The sequence below is a fragment of the Spartinivicinus poritis genome (genome assembly GCF_028858535.1).
Lineage (GTDB): Bacteria > Pseudomonadota > Gammaproteobacteria > Pseudomonadales > Zooshikellaceae > Spartinivicinus > Spartinivicinus poritis.
In genome coordinates, this window is record NZ_JAPMOU010000049.1 from 1 (window position 1) to 15,889 (window position 15,889).

A 15,889-nucleotide genomic window follows, 5' to 3' on the forward strand; every position below is an offset into this window, starting at 1 on the left:
AATACCTTCCTCCCTATAGTCCTGACTTAAATCCAATTGAACACAAATGAGCTCAGGCCAAAGCGATAAGAAAACAGCATCTTCAATGTGCCACTTTATGATTTTCTAGCTATATCACCTTTCTGACTTTAGTTGGCTCTGTAATGTGTGTCTCTTCAAGATTAAAACCACGACTTTTTATACATTGAAATAAGGTTTATATTTCCCAGCGACGAGCATAGATTTCAATACTATTTTTCCCTGGTTTACTAGAAGCAACAATTAAAAGTTCACCATCAGGTAAACAAAGAGCCGACAAGTAAACAAGTATTCCTGTTAATTGAACCACTTCATCGATATAACACTCTTCATTGGATTTTAGCCCACTAAATAAACGCTCAACTCTAGTGACCTTTCTTTTTACACCAGTAATATTTGCGCTTTTTTTTAGACGGATATAGAAGGGTATTTTATTTTTCTGTAAATGATGAAACCAGTTTTGACCAATAAACTCTCGGTCAACCAGCAGGCCAGCAATATTATAACCACGAAAAATCACATGGGCTTTCTTGAGCAGTTCAGTTCGTTCCTGAGTATTGGAGTTACCTTTCTTATTTAACAGAAATGGGAATGGCTACCTTCTTGTAAGCGACACCAAGTATGAGGATATTGATATTACACTTACCCAGCTGACAATTAGTGCAGTCAATGGTGAGATAAAGCGAGTCATCTTTGTTAAAAAATAGATGCAGCAGAAAACGGCCAAGCTGTTGGTATGAGAACTCAAACTGGGCTGTAGCTGCCGATAGCGTGAGTTCTCTGTTGCAGAATAGCGTATAGCATTCTCTATTATCTTTAAGTTGATGGTGCGCACGGCAAAGAGTGCACATAATAAGTTCGATAAAAGTTCTGTGCGGGACTTGCTCCAGCCAAGGGAAGCTTTTAGGATAATGGTTAACTCACTGATATTCTTCATTACGGTTGTTAATGGTTGTTTGTTTGGCAACACAGATATTAGCAAATTTTTTTGGGTATCAGTGAGTTATCTTTACCTGCTCAAAGTATAAACACAAAACTGTCGTGTACAGAGATGTTCAGTATAATATGCTGGGACTGATGAAAGTAAATTAAAATAGTCATTATTTCACTGACCGATAGTTTGCAAGGCCAGGAAGTTTGCCGTACGCTTTTGTCTTTCAATATTTTATCTCAGGTGGGCATAAATTCAATGCAAAAATCATCGATATGACAAAATAGTTCAATTACACTCATTCTAATCCTTCTTATCGCTTGTGTTCGCCGTGCAAAGCAACTTAACCATTAAGTTGGCTTTCTTACAAGAATGCGAAAACTTGCATACTTCCAAAGGTTTATTAAATTCCTTCTTAAGAATCACATTGATTATTTTTTGCACCTAATTCACGTTAAACCACTGAAGCTGAAAAAACATGGCCGCAAACCAAAAAGTTTATTTCGCCTGGGAATTGATTATTTGCACAGTGTATTAGTAGAAGGCACTTCTAAGCTACGGGAATTCCTTCACTCACTGAGAGTTTTGTCCTGTACATAGGGTATTGATAATAAAAAATAAGCAGAATAGCCTGTTTTAAAATTACACTACCTGTGTAAGTAAAGCTGTATATTTATTGATTTAAAATACAGTTACCGTATCATCAGCTTTGACTATCATATGTACGCCAGGTTGAGCAAGGTATAAGTAGTACCTTGTTTTTTTAGTATATTGGGGTATACCTGTCTACTTATATTGCATTATGGAAAGCAAGGTCGTGCTAATATAGCTATAAAAATGTTAATTGACCGCTATCATAAGGTGGTAAATTGAAACCTTATTTGACTGTTTAAAAAGTCTAGGTTGTGAACCACACACTTAATACCTCCCATAATACCCTTCTCCATTATTATAAAGCTCTCTACAATTTTGGTGTTTTATCTTATCTTTACATTTATATTTTCCTGTCATAACTTTAGCCCAACTAACATGACTCCAAATTCCCGTTGAAACAACTTTTGCTGGCTCCGTCAGCCTACTAGGACTAAAATGGTTTGCTAAACCATCCATAGATATCGGATTAGTAGGTTTATCCTTGATTAAATTTGGCTCTATTCCACCAATATCTTTAACCCCTTCACAATACCCAACTGCCCAACCACAACAATCTCTGAATACTAGTAAGCCAGTATTTTTCTCTGGCGTAACATAGCCAATATGTGCGGGGTTTGCTTTAGTCCCTCCAATACTTCCTCTTGTTTTTCCTTGATAAAAATACTTTTCATCTAGTACCATTCCAATAAGATAAAGACTTTTATCATATATAGGATATCTTCGCTCATTTCTGAGGCGTATCCATCCAACATAGCCTTCCCGACTGTATATAGGAAAATCTGACATAAAATTTTTTATCCGCTATGATAACATAACACGATGTTCGACTTGTCTGTTTTGGTTCTTATAGTAATAAGCTAGTGGCCCATGTGGTTAATTAGGTAGCAGTCTCTTTGCTCGTTCTACAGATGCAATAATACTTTTTGCACTTTTTACCCATTTAAAGGGTTTGGCTAGTTCTCGATTTTGTACGTTAATGAATCGATAAATTTCATCCTTAAGCTCCTTAACACTAGTAAATACACCTCTATATGAGCTTCTACGCTCAAGCTGGGCGAACCACCCTTCCACTGCATTCAGCCATGATGAACTTGTTGGAGTGAAGTGAAAGTGTAAATACGGTTTTTTATTTACCCACCTTATGACATCTGGTGTCTTATGAGCACTTAAACTATCAAGGATAACTGCAACTCATACCCTTCTGGCGTCTTCTTTTCAATCTCTTTCAAAAAGCTTAAAAACTCTTTTGAGCGCTGATTATCTGTCACTTTGCCAGTCACCTCGCCGGTTAGTGTATCGAATGCAGTATATAAACAAACCGTTCCATTCCTTTTGGAATCATGGGTTCGACAGCCGATTTTTCTTGGGCTCAATGGTAGTCCCGGTTGGGTTTTGTCCAGTGCTTATATTTGTGATTTTTCATCAACAGATAGAACTACTGCATTGGTAGGAGGATTCATATAAAGCCCCACTATATCCAACAATTTTTCTGCAAAGTTAGGGTCGCTACTAATCTTAAATGTTTTAATCCAATGAGGTTTCAGGTCAAAAGCCTTCCATATTTACCTCATTTGCCAAGTGCTCAGTTCGGACTTATCGCTATTTGCTAAACGAAATTCATTTGTAATATTCATACTACTATTTTATATCAAAATAATAAGTGTTATCTTATTTTCCACATGCCCCACTAGCTGTATTCGATGGAAAAATTAGCTGTTTTTTGTTTAAATCTGATCAAAAATCAATCCATATTGATGGTTTGATCCTCTGTCTAGTACTTTTTTAAAAAGCAATAAAAAAGTTGATCATCGCATTAATATATAATCTTTAAAACACACTAACATCCTATAGTAAAATAAATATCATTAATATACCTAAACTTCTGTAGCTAACTCCCGACACATATCCGTAATCGGATCAGCAAGCTCCTGCTTAAACTGTTCTTTGGTACCACCATTGAGGCAAAATAATTCTCGCTCATCTGACCAATAACCATAATTACCTTCTTCGTCTTTTTGTTGCTCAATATAATCTTTACAATAACTGACCATCTCATTCACCAGTTTGCATTTGCTGCCTTCCCCTATCAACTCTTTAAGCAAACAAATAGCAAGTGGTAACTCATAACGAGATAGAGCAAATAAAACATGGCCACACTGTTCCAATAAGTTGAAATTTCCTGCATCAAGCAGTCGTCTTTCATCACTGACTTGCAGATCAATATCCACCCAGTTTTTCCTAATCACCCGAAAAGTAGAAGCTGATACTAACACCGTATGATAATTTTCAGCCCAAATAATATAATCATCGCTTTTACCGGTGAGACTACTTTTATCAGGATTGTCAGGTCCTCTAACTATACCATCAGCTTGCTGCTGTCTTTGTAGCTGTACAAAGACATACTCAACTAGCCAACGTGGCAATTGCTTGTGCAATGCACCAACATAAAGAAGCTCAAGTACAACATCAAAATTATTTTCTGCACAATACCTCATAACTAGTCCAATTAAACAACTCTCAATATCAGTAGTTAGTTTTTCATTTTTAATCTGGATGTTAAAAACACCAAAGTTGTAATAGAACAACAGTACATGGGTAAATGCATATACATCATGTAACGTACTATCAATAACATCAAGCTGATGGTTTAAACATGAGAGATTAATTATACTCTTAACATCAGCCACCTTGTTCACATAGCCAAACACCTCGATAAAATTCCATAAATCTAAAATACGGTTAGGCACTCGCTCTACAGCCCAAACGGGCTTTCTACTGAGAACCTTCAGCACTGCAGCTTCTGTTGCTTGAGATAAATGACCTATAGTTTTTACGTAGTTAACAGCAGCACCATACAACAGCAACTGATTCGCCTTTCTGAGAACTAAATCTCTGAATTCTTTTTGGTTCACAAAATCAATAAAGAAGCCCCTCATCTGATTATTCTTTGGCCTACCATCAAGTTGCTCTGTTACATACATATAAATAGCAGCTTCGGCAAATGCTTTTCTCCTCAAAAATCGATCTTTTTTATCTTGCCAATTGCCCAACGGAGAAAAATAGTCAATCCTTGCTTCTATCCACCTATCAGCACAGACTATCATGTGATCAATATCATCAATAATATGATTCATGAGATCATATTCATTATCGGTTTCAAGCACGTTCAATTGTTTGGCCTCTAATACTAGATAACATAAAGAGCCTGTCAATAATATCATCGACAGGCCGCAAAGTACTCAGTTTTAACAAGGAGGGTGTGCTAGTTCAGCTTCAGCAGAAGCCACAATAAAGGTATATTTATCTTCAGTATAAATATACCCAGCTACTTCATCGAGCTTTTCATCTCGAGCTTGCTGTATTAACTCACTCATTTGAGTATTCAGATTAAGCACCGCCCTTGACTTCGCGGAGTGCAATGCAAGTGCATCCTGATTAACACTTATTGTATCAGAAACTGCAACATCATAAACATATTTATCCCACACAAATACATAGCCAGCAACCTCACAACCACTACTATCACCGAGCTTTTCTGACAATTCAGCTAAAGTCATTGAAACATCAAATGCACTCTGTTTATCTAAAAAAGCCTTCAATCGAGGCATTGTTGTACTCTTATCCGTTTGACATTTACCATTATTACAGTGATCCATAAAATATTCCTTTATTGAGTAGTTATAAAAATTGTTTTACTAACAAACATAAGAATATAGCAAGTTATTTGCTATATGTATTTAACTAGCCAACTATAATTTTCATAGTCAAATTGCAGTCATTTCTTACTTATAAATAACAACAGTCCCTCATCTAGAATGAACAAAAAAAGTAAGTTCATTCGTTCAAAAAATAACAACACCTGCGAATACATGCTAAAAAGTATGTTACCACTACTTAATCCTAAGTGATTCATTTACCATTATATGTATAAAAATATCAACATTTTTTTTTGACTACACATTTTGTGTAAATTTACATTTCTAACTATTGCTAATGACCCCTTTTCATTCATACTTACTTCCTGACCAAGCTCTCATATAGCTGTCAATTTATAACCATGGTTGGTAGAGATACTCTAATAGAGCAATAGCATTGCTTTATCAAAAAATATTGTTTAGCTATCACGGCAGAATAGTTTATGTTTTTACTGGCAATCTTTTTTACTTTTTATAGTTTTCTAAAATGGAGTTATGGTCACCTCTAAGATCTATAGCTTTCTCATGAGAGCAAGGCTACACCACACGGGCAACTGCATGGATACAAGAGTAGAAAACACATGAACCAGTTATCTAGAGCCATAGAAACGAGCTAAGTATCTACTGCATACTTAACAACAGTAGCACCCAAAGACTTATAAATGCTAGCAGTGCAAGAGTACAAAGCTAACGAAACTTACCGTGAAAAAAGTGAGCTTTTAGAGGTAGATTTATTAACATCACATAGATTTAATTTATAAAAAATATCAATAAATCCTAGAACAAACCACTAGGTTTAAAAGTACTTAATAAGATAAAAGTTGCAACCATTTTATATAGTAGCTCTTTGTTTCATGGAAACAATAATAAAAAGCATGGTAACCTGAAATGAAAAATAATAATACTCAAAAGCTACCTATCATCATGACTTTTACCACAATCTGTGTAAGTTATTATTTCTATATTGTTGTTAAGTGCTAGCTTTAGTAAGGCATTCTTACTCTTTGTTCTAATACAGTTCGTATATACAGTTCAAATCTTTTAACCACTGGATAACTAGTAATACGCCATAGTTTGTTATTCACTCATGGGATAGATAAGTTACTCACAGTTGGTCAAGCACTTATATATAGGAAAAAAATATGAGTTTTAAAACACCAAATGTCTATGTAAGAGAGAAAGCTATTCTTCCTCCATCCGTTGCAGAGGTTGAAACAGCAATTCCAGCATTTATAGGTAGAACAGAAATAACATCCAACGAAACGGATGGTAGTTTCTTATTCAAACCTATGAAAATTACCTCACATGTTGAACTCGACAGTATTTTTGGCGGGCCAGCTCCTGAGTCTTTTACAGTAGATGAAAATGGCAATAAAGTTGGTGAAGATGGAGATAATGCTAAGTTACTACCCAGCCATCTTTTGTATCAAAGTATTCTTCATTTCTTTGCTAATGGCGGTGGAGCTTGTTACCTTGTTAGTATTGGAGACTATGAAACCACATCCGATGCAGCAGCCTTTTTAGATGCCTTAGAAGCCTTAAAGGCTATTGATGAAGTAACTTTACTCCTGTTTCCAGATGCCGTTAATCTAGAACCAGTTCAATACTATGATATTGTTGTACAAGCACTACAGCAATGTGCTGATTTACAAGACCGTTTTGTACCCTTCGACGTACTTGATTCTGGTAATCCCAAACTCGAAAACGATATCATTGATATGCGTGATGCTATTGGCACACGAAATTTGAAGTATGGTGCAGCTTACTATCCTTATGTACGCACATCAATAGCACGAGCCTATACAGAAGATAACGTAACAGTATTAGTACCAGAGCTTGACGCATTTGGTATTCCAACCGGAAATACTACTCCAACGCCTATGAGCGACCTAGTTATGACTGACATTCATGCCAGCGTAAAAGCAGGGCTTGCTAAAAACTATTTAGTACTCCCTCCATGCGCATCTGTTGTTGGAATTTACGCTCAAACAGACGAAACTCGTGGCGTATGGAAAGCACCTGCCAACATTAGCATCAACCAAGTTATTGGACCAATTAAAGGTATTGATGATGACACCCAAGAAGATATGAATGTTGACCCTGTTTCAGGCAAGTCAGTCAATGCTATTAGAGCATTTGCAGGCCAAGGTACTTTAGTATGGGGGGCTCGCACTTTAGCTGGTAATGATAACGAATGGCGCTACATACCCGTTCGACGCTTATTTAATTTTGTGGAAGAATCTGTCAAAAAAGCCTCTCGATTTGCAGTATTTGAACCCAATGTACCATTTACTTGGCTAAAAGTTAAATCCACTATTGAGAGCTTTTTGCAAAATGTATGGGAACAAGGTGGTTTATTTGGCGACTCCCCCGAACAAGCATACTTTGTTAATGTTGGGCTTGGCCAAACCATGACCGAAGACGATATTAATAATGGCATCATGAATATTGAAATTGGGCTCGCAGCTGTTCGGCCAGCAGAGTTTATTATCCTAACATTCTCTCATAAATCAATTTCAAACTAATAGTTGACTTAAAAAGATAGGAGCTAAACATGGCATTAGTTTCAAAAACAGATGTCCAAAATCTATACCCTCTACCCACTTATCGTTTTAAGGTTGACTTCCACCCAGCACCAGGTGCTCGAGCCCCATTGGCGGCAGTTGCTAGTGCCGAGATGGTATTTCAAGAAGTCAGTGGTTTAGATGTAGGTAATGAAAAAATTACCTACAAAGATGGCCTTGGAGTTAAGCACATGCCTGGACCAGCCAGCGATGTTACTGTCACCTTAAAACGAGGGTTAGTCAAACAAGATGGCTTACTGCTTTACAATTGGTTCGCTGATTGCCATGTAAACTGTATTGATAAGAGCGATATCACCATTACGTTACTTGGCTGCAGCCCTGAAGGAACTCGGGAAGTGACATTAGAAGATGCAAGCTCTTTTGTGGAAATGATTCAATGGAGAGTACTCAATGCATTTCCAACCAAAGTCACTGGACCAACTTTCAGTGGAGGCTCAACAGAAGTAGCCATTGAAACTCTGGAGTTCGCGGCAGACGATATCAAAATTGCTTTCGTTGGGTAGCTAAATACAAGCACCTTATATTGCAAAGGGGGAAAAACTCTCTTTGCAAATAATAATAGCTCGTTAAATTAACTGTGGATATTCTTACTCTTTCCTTCAACCTATACAAAGAAAGTCCATATTAGGAGACTATAGTGGGTCGAAGAACATCATTGGGCGCTAAAATTTCGGCATTGTCAGACGTTTCATGCAAGCTCTTCAAGGCCGATATGCCATTCGTGAATTATCGCTTTAAAGCATTTATAGAAACAGGATCTTTACAACATGCATTTGATGTAAGATTCAAATCCATTAGCGGCCTAAAAATCTCTCGTCAGTTAGGTATGACAGATAATTGCATTCATTTAACTTCTAGTTCATCTCCAAGTACTCTCACTTTACAAAGAGGTGTTATTTTAGGCTCCTCTCTTAGAGACGTGCATTTATTAGAAACGACTTTCTGGGATAACCGGTTACTCCAATCTCAAATTATAATTACTTTAATTAATAATAGTGATTTGCCATTAACAGGCTGGAAGATAAAAGATGCTTACTTCAGTGGCTGGGAATGGGGAACACTTGACGGCTCCAGTAGTGATGTCGCCTTTGAAACTATGACTTACACTTACAACAGCATTCAGCCCTTATAACCATGACCATCAATGTAGGAAATATCAGTATTAGATGTCGTGTTAACGACGATAGTAAAATAAGCTCTACTCAACCTAACAAACCGTCAAATCAGTCTCTCCAGCAAAACACTACCAAAAAGCAAAATGATAATGGTAAGAAAAAAAATAACGATGAAACATTTATTGAAAATCAACAAGAAACCATTGAGGGGTTAGCTAATTTTAGTACTGATTCCAACCAGAAAGCTCAAGAACAAATCAGCTATGTTGATAACAAAGTAGATCAATTAAGAAAAGAAAGTACAGTGATTATAAGAAATAATATTACATCCCTGAGTGATCAAATACACGAGCTTACTAAAAAAATAAGCCAATTAGAAAGACAAAAAAAAAGGTGGAATAAGTGCCTTTAACAAATATCCATAAAGCCAGAATTACCAGTGAAAGTAATCCAACACCAATGGATCTTAACTATAGGTTAGACTCCCTTAGGCTCACTAGTGAAAACTCTTATCATAACTCGAATTTTCTCACTGGAAATGGAGCAAGGGTAGATTTTTTCCCCATGAAAAAACACCCTCATCAACTACAAATTAATTTTATTTTTGACTCATCTGTCTATAGCAACATAACCAGCTACACATCTAAGTCCAACCCCCCTATCGATAAAAGTGTAAATAAGTTTGTGCGTTACACAGTCGATGACAAAGGCAACCCTGTTCCTGTAACAATATTAATAGGTAAAATATTCACACCAAATATAGCTGACCTTTCCCACGCTATAACTGGGTTTCTGTGTGAAGCAGAAGTACGAGGTGTGGTCAGAGACAGGCAAGGTGATCCTGTCCGATTAGAAGTAGCCTGTACCTTTTTAGAAAGTAACAAGGATAAATAAATGGGTTTTCCTACTCATACAAGAATTAAACAAGTAAAAAGTGGCGATAAACTACAGCAATATGTGCTCGACACTTATGATGATCTTAACTTTCTCATAGCAGTTGCTACAGTTAATCTCTTAAATAGCCTTCGCTATCTCGAAGAAGGATCAGAAATTAAGCTTCCACCGGTAGCTAGCAATAGTACAGAACAATGACTATACCATCATTACCAGAAGTAAAAATAATAATCAATGGCGAAGAAATCACAAGTGATGAGCCTAATATTATTCAAATTCAAGTACGTTATGCAACACAAGAAATACCAGAAGCATTGATTTCACTTTACTATGATGTAAAGAATAAGCCAGAATTTGCTATTTGTAGCAACATTACAATAAAAGTAGACGATAAAACAGTTTTTTCTGGTTTACTTACTGGGAGGGAGCTTACTAGGCCATCCGGGAAAGAGACTAAACCAATCGTTGACCTAACCTGTTATGGAGAACTTGTTAAAACTGTTGGTAAACATCACTACCAAGTATTTGCTAACAAAAAAAATGATGCGGATGTCATTATCAAATTATTAGACGATGTTGATGTCAAACACAATTTAAAAAGCGGTAGTATGTTGGAATTTGATAGTGCAAACCATTTAATCATGATTTATAATTCATCTATTTGGGAGTATATTAAGCAGCGAGCCAAAGCGAATGGAAGATTAATACTTCCCACCATTAACGGAGAAGAAGAAAAGCTAAAGTTTTTTAAAGAAGGTGACGAAGGTGAGTCAAATATACTAGACTTATCAGACAACAAATCAATAATTGAATACAAATTTAAAAAAAGCTGCCTCAATCAAAGTGACTCAATACAAAATAAAACCTGGGATAGAAAAAAGCAGCAATTTAAAGGACAAAAGAAGTCAAGCAAAAGTCAAGATACACTACCAGGAATAGATAACTATATAAATTACTTGCAAGCCCCTTTACTAGAAGCGGAAGCTAATGAGCGAGCGTCAGCTGAAATCTTTTACCGAAAACTAGATCTATATAAAGGAAGTATTGTATTGCGTGGGGAAGAAAAAAATGTTTACTCTCTTGGTGATACTATTCAAATCAAAAACAGTAGTTTTAGCTCTCTAAATAGCTTTCAGGGCAATGAAGCTCTCATCATTACAGGTATCACCCATGATTTTAACTCAATAGATTATTGGAAAATCACCTATTCCTTAGGCCTATGTGCCGACAAAATATTAGGGTGTGATGATAGTGTACAAATGGTGCATGGGTTACAAATTGGGCAAGTTAAAGACTACAACGACTTTAAAGGCCAAAGGCCTAGTGATCAAAACCTTATCCCTGTCAAACTGGCAAAAGATAAAGATAATAATGATTTAATAGTACTAGCTATTTTGAGCTCCCCATTTGCATCAGCAGAAAAGGGGTTATTTTTACCACCTCAAAAAGATGACGAGGTCATATTAGGATTTCTAGGTAATGACATACGTTACCCAGTTATTTTAGGGTCTCTTTATAATGAAAAAAGAAACAAAGAATTCCCACCGAAACTTGATAAGTTAGATAAAGATAAGAACAAATACTCACTTCTCTTAGAAAAAGATAAGCTATTTATTGAATTTGATGATGAGAAAAAAGTGTTAGTCAGTAAAGCGGGCGAAAAGAATACCCTTACAATAGAAAAAGATAAGGGTTTTGAACTTAATAAAGAAGATAAACATATAGTAACTATTGAAGATTTTATTAAACTTGAATCCGATGGAAATCATATCAGCATAAATAAGCCCAGTAGCAATATTAAAATAAAAGCAAAAGATAGAGTAGAGGTTAACAAATAGCTAATGGCTAACAATGTGTTTGTAGGTCTAGGGTGGTGTTTTCCACCACGATTTTTTTCGCCAGCATCCGGGCCAGAGATGAGTGCTGGAGAAGAGCATATGAATAATTCATTACACATTTTACTATCGACAAGGGTTAGTGAGAGAATGATGCATCCCACCTTTGGTAGCCGTATTAAACAATATCAATTTGATTTACTAGATACACTTACTATTGCTAGTATTAGGGAAGATATCATCAAAACTATTTCTCAATTTGAGCCAAGGATTAAGCTGATCTCAGTGGAAGTAGAAGAAGTTGACAGAGATAATGACAATGGATTTATTTTAATCAAAGTTGATTATGAGTTAATAGAAAGTAATGAAACAGGTAATTTTGTTTTTCCATTTTATTTAAACAGTACTTAATGTAAATTACAAATACGTACCTGATGAAAGAAGATAACGAGATTTTAAAATTAAAATATTTTATCGTTTTTAAAGACCCCATACCAAAGGCAAGAATATATGGATACCAGGAACATCCTATAGTTCACACTAGCCAAAATATTATTAACATTAGGAATAAAAATCTATGCGTAATGATAAAAGACAGTGAAAAACATATAGATAACCAAAAGCAAAACGTTCGTTACTCTACTAGCAAATATGCAACCCCAGGAATAGGAACCCTAATGATAAATAATTTAAACGACGCCCATATTTCAAAAAAACTATATATCAATAAAAAAAATGTTTTTCTCAAAATGAGTCCGTTAACTAGATTTCAAGCAGAATTGAAAGTCGTAACTCCAGCAATGAGCATCAATAATCCACCAACACCAGAGCCAACCCCTTCTTATAAGGGTTATGGTTACTTTAAGTCAAACAACAATGTACTTTATTCAAAATAACATTTTGATTATATATGAAAACTGAAAGCATATTTTTATTAAAAATTGCTAAATTTAAAGTATATAATAACTAAGTTGCTTGAGATATAACCTTCATGGCCAATGAAAAGAGTCTTATCAACCTAGACGACCAGCTGGGAACTCTGCAAAAAAAACGCAGCTTACCAGCATTTGCGCCTAGTCACTTCTCTATTGAAGAGCGAGATACTAATCGCTGGCTAGAGTACTTGTATCATTTTGCCCAACATATTCATTTTTTTGATCTCAAGCATGGTGACCAAGGGCATCGTTGGCACTCCGCATTACCCAGCCCACCCGCCACCCCTAATGACATTAGTGACATTCAAACTCTATTGCATTGGGTAGAAGGAAACCAGTTAGTGCCCCCCCGAATTAAACGATTGGCTTCGCGTCCTGACATTGCCTTACTCATGGCTTTTTTCCAGCTGTTACAACATCCACAAAAGCAATTTAATGAGCTGACTTCCCGACATCAAAGTTACTATTTCAACGATCTTTTAAAAATCCATAAACAGCCACCTGTACCCGACAGCTGTTTTATAGTAGCTACATTGGCGGCTGACGCCACCACAACTACCCTGCCCCAAGGTACACTTTTTAATGCAGGCGATGATAGCGAAGGTCAACCCTTACAATATGAGCTATTAGCTGATACTACTTTAAATCAAGCAAGAGTGAGTCATGTTAAAAACCTGCTTAAACTGGATGATGGGCCAGACAGTTTAATCGCTGTCTCAACCCTGTTTGATGAGCCAACTGAGCTGAGTATTCCTCCAACAGGGGTTATGACGTTTGGTGACCTGGCAAACACAGATGAAATTGCACCGGCCTTTCCTAATATTGGCTTATTTATTACCTCATCGTATTTATGGCTCACCGAAGGGGTTCGAACCATTCGCCTCACTTTCGATGCTCGCTTCATTGCTACCTTACAAGAAGCAGACTTAATGCCCGATCAGCTCAGCCACTATTTTGATATTCATCTCAGTACGGCGGAGGGGGTCATTTTACTTAGTGACTCTGCACAAGCCCTGGTTGAAGATACTGCCGCAGGTACAGTGCAAATTACCTTAACCAAACTGTTTCCCCCTGTGACAACCCTACCAGACTTACGGCCACATCCCAGTGTGGAAACACCTTTTTTGCAGTTGACACTGAAAAAAGTAGATGAAGAAATTATCATTAATAATGATAACGACACCCAACTTGTCAGCAAACAGCAACGTTTGAATCAATTAAAAAGTGTTTCCTTTAACACTATTACCCTGGAAGTAATGGCCAAAGGCTTAACCCAACTCGTGTTACGGCATGACTCATCAGAGCTTTCCCCTGATCAACCCTTTGAGCCATTTTCAAGCCAGCCTTTTTCTGGCTCACAGTTTACATTTACTCACCCAGAGTTGGTGATGAAGGACTTGTCTTCTCTCACCTTACATTTTGACTGGGTGAATAAACCCGACAGTTTCAGTGATTATTATGCCGCTTACCAAACTTATTTAAATGATAATAATTGGCCACATCATCAAGTAACGATTACAGCGTTTACCAATGATGCTTCAAGCACTTATCCTTTATTTAACAGTGACTCACTTCATATCAACAACACAACTCTATTGGCACGTCTCCAGCGATTTCAGCAAGCCGATTTCCCACTAACAGATACGGACCCTTTTGCCTGGCCAAACAGGTTAACACTTACCCTCACTGGTGATGACTTTGGTCATACACTTTTCCCTAAAGTTATCGAGCGATTTTCATTACAAAATGCTCAGCTCATTAGCACTGGTGGCGATTTAAATAAGATTATACATGTCAGTCAGCCCTATACCCCTACTACTAAGTCTTTAGCGATTGATTACTCTGCTAAGGTCAACATTAACGTGCCAACAGCCGGAGCAGGCACCGAACATCAACTGATTCATCAGCACCCCATTGGCCAGCAACATGTTGTTGATACCTTACCCCCTACCGATTTTTACTTTTTACTCCCTAAAATCAGCCAAAATGGGTATCTCTATATTGGTTTAAACCAAGCGCCTATTCCTGGTGTAATCAGCTTATTTTTTCATATAGAGCCCATTGACCAAGTAAATCAAAATGAAGTGACTGAGGTGCAATGGAGTTATTTGGATAATAATCATTGGCGAGCTTTTATTACTGATAAACAGTTTATAAACAGTTTTAGAGGAACTATTTTAGCAGACTCCACTGATGGCCTATTACACAGTGGTATTATCCAGTTTCGCTTACCTGAGATTACAATACATCAGGAAGCTCTCTCCAATAATCAACAAGTCTGGCTCAGGGCAGCTGTACACTCTACCAAAGGACACTTAGCACCGCAGTTATCACGTTTACATTTAATTCAAGCCCAAGCATTCATGGTTAACTTTGTTGATAACAACAATTCACCTTCCCACTTAGAAATACCTCTTCCTGCTGGCAGTATTACAGAGTTAGTACAAGATAACCCTGCCATTAATACTATTAGCCAACCAATCGAATCGGTTAACGGTAAGCCAGTTGAGTCAACAAACGCTTACCAGATACGAGTCAGTGAACAACTACGTCACAAAGGCCGAGCGCTCACTACCTGGGATTATGAACACTTGGTGTTAGACAAATTTCCTTTTCTGTTTCTAGTGAAGTGTTTACGACTCTGTACCGCTGATAACCGCCGCGAGCCTTTTGCTATAAATGTAGTTGTAATCCCTAAATTCCATCACATTCTAGTGTTACAGCCAAAAGTACCACTATTTATCAGGAAACAAATTAAGTACTATTTACAGACTATCGCCCCTCCAGCCGCTCGTATCTCTGTGAATCCCCCTCGATTTCAAGAGGTGCAGATCGAAGTATCAGTAAACTTTATTTCTGACACAGGGGTTGGACTATTCATTGAGCAACTTAACGACGCTCTTGTCCTGTTTTTAAGCCCTTGGAGCAACACTGATGACAGCCAGAGCAATGCCTTTGAAAATACCCTTTACCTAACTGATATTATGTCTTTCATTGAAAGTCAACCTTATGTCATCAAAGTATTTAATATAAAAGTTCTTACCCGTCTTTCAACGGAAAAGGAATGGACTCTCACTACTTTACAAGTGGTTAGAGGTCTATCTCCCGATGTTATTTTAGTGCCAGCAAGAAAGCATAATATTCGTAGTTTCTCAGAGGCTCCATTAAACACCGAAGGGATCGGCGTGATGGAAGTTGAATTCGACTTCATCTTAGAATAAAAATAA

The 15,889-nt window shown here is 37.0% G+C and carries 16 protein-coding genes and 1 pseudogene; 11 read left to right on the plus strand and 6 right to left on the minus strand.

Features of this window, described 5'->3' with window-relative positions; translation table 11 throughout:
* Positions 1–196 precede the first annotated feature (196 nt).
* Positions 197–601: a transposase gene (locus ORQ98_RS23840; protein WP_342455228.1), complete on the minus strand. Its 405-nt coding sequence runs from the start codon at positions 599–601 to the stop codon at positions 197–199.
* Positions 602–1,402: 801 nt separating this feature from the next.
* Between ORQ98_RS23840 and ORQ98_RS29695 the strand changes: the two are divergent.
* Positions 1,403–1,549: pseudogene (locus tag ORQ98_RS29695) on the plus strand (IS4 family transposase); the annotation flags it as partial.
* A 318-nt stretch (positions 1,550–1,867) separates the two neighbouring features.
* Here the strand turns inward: ORQ98_RS29695 and ORQ98_RS23845 are convergent.
* The 5 genes from ORQ98_RS23845 to ORQ98_RS23860 all read right to left on the minus strand — a co-directional run bounded on the left by ORQ98_RS23845 (position 1,868) and on the right by ORQ98_RS23860 (position 5,259).
* Positions 1,868–2,389, minus strand: a complete 522-nt coding sequence (locus ORQ98_RS23845; protein ID WP_274691327.1) for a hypothetical protein — start codon at positions 2,387–2,389, stop codon at positions 1,868–1,870.
* Positions 2,390–2,476: 87 nt separating this feature from the next.
* The gene (locus ORQ98_RS29700; RefSeq protein ID WP_425347713.1) at positions 2,477–2,785 is read right to left on the minus strand and encodes a transposase; all 309 of its coding nucleotides are present in this window, start codon (positions 2,783–2,785) and stop codon (positions 2,477–2,479) included.
* Positions 2,770–2,976, minus strand: a complete 207-nt coding sequence (locus ORQ98_RS23850; RefSeq protein WP_274691328.1) for a hypothetical protein — start codon at positions 2,974–2,976, stop codon at positions 2,770–2,772. The genes ORQ98_RS29700 and ORQ98_RS23850 overlap by 16 nt, the downstream gene beginning before the upstream one ends.
* A 501-nt stretch (positions 2,977–3,477) precedes the next feature.
* Positions 3,478–4,824 (minus strand): DUF6895 family protein, encoded by a 1,347-nt coding sequence (locus ORQ98_RS23855; protein ID WP_274691329.1) that lies wholly within the window; start codon positions 4,822–4,824, stop codon positions 3,478–3,480.
* Positions 4,825–4,848: 24 nt separating this feature from the next.
* Entirely contained in the window at positions 4,849–5,259 is a 411-nt protein-coding gene (locus tag ORQ98_RS23860; protein ID WP_274691330.1) for a hypothetical protein, read from the minus strand.
* 1,181 nt (positions 5,260–6,440) lie between these two features.
* Here ORQ98_RS23860 and ORQ98_RS23865 point away from each other — a divergent pair.
* The 10 genes from ORQ98_RS23865 to ORQ98_RS23910 all read left to right on the plus strand — a co-directional run bounded on the left by ORQ98_RS23865 (position 6,441) and on the right by ORQ98_RS23910 (position 15,883).
* Positions 6,441–7,823 (plus strand): phage tail sheath family protein, encoded by a 1,383-nt coding sequence (locus ORQ98_RS23865; RefSeq protein WP_274691331.1) that lies wholly within the window; start codon positions 6,441–6,443, stop codon positions 7,821–7,823.
* Between the two features lie 29 nt (positions 7,824–7,852).
* A complete protein-coding gene (locus ORQ98_RS23870) occupies positions 7,853–8,386 on the plus strand; it encodes a phage tail protein (protein WP_274691332.1) in 534 nt (177 codons plus the stop codon).
* A 209-nt stretch (positions 8,387–8,595) separates the two neighbouring features.
* Complete coding sequence (locus ORQ98_RS23875; RefSeq protein WP_274691333.1) at positions 8,596–9,015, plus strand: phage tail protein; 420 nt, start codon at positions 8,596–8,598, stop codon at positions 9,013–9,015.
* Positions 9,016–9,017: 2 nt separating this feature from the next.
* Entirely contained in the window at positions 9,018–9,410 is a 393-nt protein-coding gene (locus tag ORQ98_RS23880) for a hypothetical protein (RefSeq protein WP_274691334.1), read from the plus strand.
* The gene (locus ORQ98_RS23885) at positions 9,401–9,892 is read left to right on the plus strand and encodes a hypothetical protein (RefSeq protein WP_274691335.1); all 492 of its coding nucleotides are present in this window, start codon (positions 9,401–9,403) and stop codon (positions 9,890–9,892) included. Before ORQ98_RS23880 ends, ORQ98_RS23885 begins: the two co-directional genes overlap by 10 nt.
* The gene (locus tag ORQ98_RS23890) at positions 9,893–10,090 is read left to right on the plus strand and encodes a hypothetical protein (RefSeq protein WP_274691336.1); all 198 of its coding nucleotides are present in this window, start codon (positions 9,893–9,895) and stop codon (positions 10,088–10,090) included.
* Positions 10,087–11,730, plus strand: coding sequence for a phage baseplate assembly protein V (locus tag ORQ98_RS23895; RefSeq protein WP_274691337.1), 1,644 nt, complete (start codon positions 10,087–10,089; stop codon positions 11,728–11,730). The genes ORQ98_RS23890 and ORQ98_RS23895 overlap by 4 nt, the downstream gene beginning before the upstream one ends.
* Before the next feature lie 3 nt (positions 11,731–11,733).
* Positions 11,734–12,138, plus strand: a complete 405-nt coding sequence (locus ORQ98_RS23900) for a GPW/gp25 family protein (RefSeq protein WP_274691338.1) — start codon at positions 11,734–11,736, stop codon at positions 12,136–12,138.
* A 23-nt stretch (positions 12,139–12,161) separates the two neighbouring features.
* The gene (locus tag ORQ98_RS23905) at positions 12,162–12,623 is read left to right on the plus strand and encodes a hypothetical protein (RefSeq protein ID WP_274691339.1); all 462 of its coding nucleotides are present in this window, start codon (positions 12,162–12,164) and stop codon (positions 12,621–12,623) included.
* Positions 12,624–12,718: 95 nt separating this feature from the next.
* On the plus strand, positions 12,719–15,883 hold the full coding sequence (locus tag ORQ98_RS23910; RefSeq protein ID WP_274691340.1) for a hypothetical protein: 3,165 nt from the start codon (positions 12,719–12,721) through the stop codon (positions 15,881–15,883).
* Positions 15,884–15,889: the final 6 nt, after the last annotated feature.

What these genes read in the sequence shown, in the direction of transcription:
- ORQ98_RS23845 (WP_274691327.1), bottom strand. Translation starts at nt 2,389, where the DNA reads ATGTCAGATTTTCCTATATACAGTCGGGAAGGCTATGTTGGATGGATA.
- ORQ98_RS23855 (WP_274691329.1), bottom strand. Translation starts at nt 4,824, where the DNA reads ATGATATTATTGACAGGCTCTTTATGTTATCTAGTATTAGAGGCCAAA.
- ORQ98_RS23860 (WP_274691330.1), bottom strand. Translation starts at nt 5,259, where the DNA reads ATGGATCACTGTAATAATGGTAAATGTCAAACGGATAAGAGTACAACA.
- ORQ98_RS23865 (WP_274691331.1), top strand. Translation starts at nt 6,441, where the DNA reads ATGAGTTTTAAAACACCAAATGTCTATGTAAGAGAGAAAGCTATTCTT.
- ORQ98_RS23870 (WP_274691332.1), top strand. Translation starts at nt 7,853, where the DNA reads ATGGCATTAGTTTCAAAAACAGATGTCCAAAATCTATACCCTCTACCC.
- ORQ98_RS23875 (WP_274691333.1), top strand. Translation starts at nt 8,596, where the DNA reads ATGCCATTCGTGAATTATCGCTTTAAAGCATTTATAGAAACAGGATCT.
- ORQ98_RS23880 (WP_274691334.1), top strand. Translation starts at nt 9,018, where the DNA reads ATGACCATCAATGTAGGAAATATCAGTATTAGATGTCGTGTTAACGAC.
- ORQ98_RS23890 (WP_274691336.1), top strand. Translation starts at nt 9,893, where the DNA reads ATGGGTTTTCCTACTCATACAAGAATTAAACAAGTAAAAAGTGGCGAT.
- ORQ98_RS23895 (WP_274691337.1), top strand. Translation starts at nt 10,087, where the DNA reads ATGACTATACCATCATTACCAGAAGTAAAAATAATAATCAATGGCGAA.
- ORQ98_RS23900 (WP_274691338.1), top strand. Translation starts at nt 11,734, where the DNA reads ATGGCTAACAATGTGTTTGTAGGTCTAGGGTGGTGTTTTCCACCACGA.
- ORQ98_RS23905 (WP_274691339.1), top strand. Translation starts at nt 12,162, where the DNA reads ATGAAAGAAGATAACGAGATTTTAAAATTAAAATATTTTATCGTTTTT.
- ORQ98_RS23910 (WP_274691340.1), top strand. Translation starts at nt 12,719, where the DNA reads ATGGCCAATGAAAAGAGTCTTATCAACCTAGACGACCAGCTGGGAACT.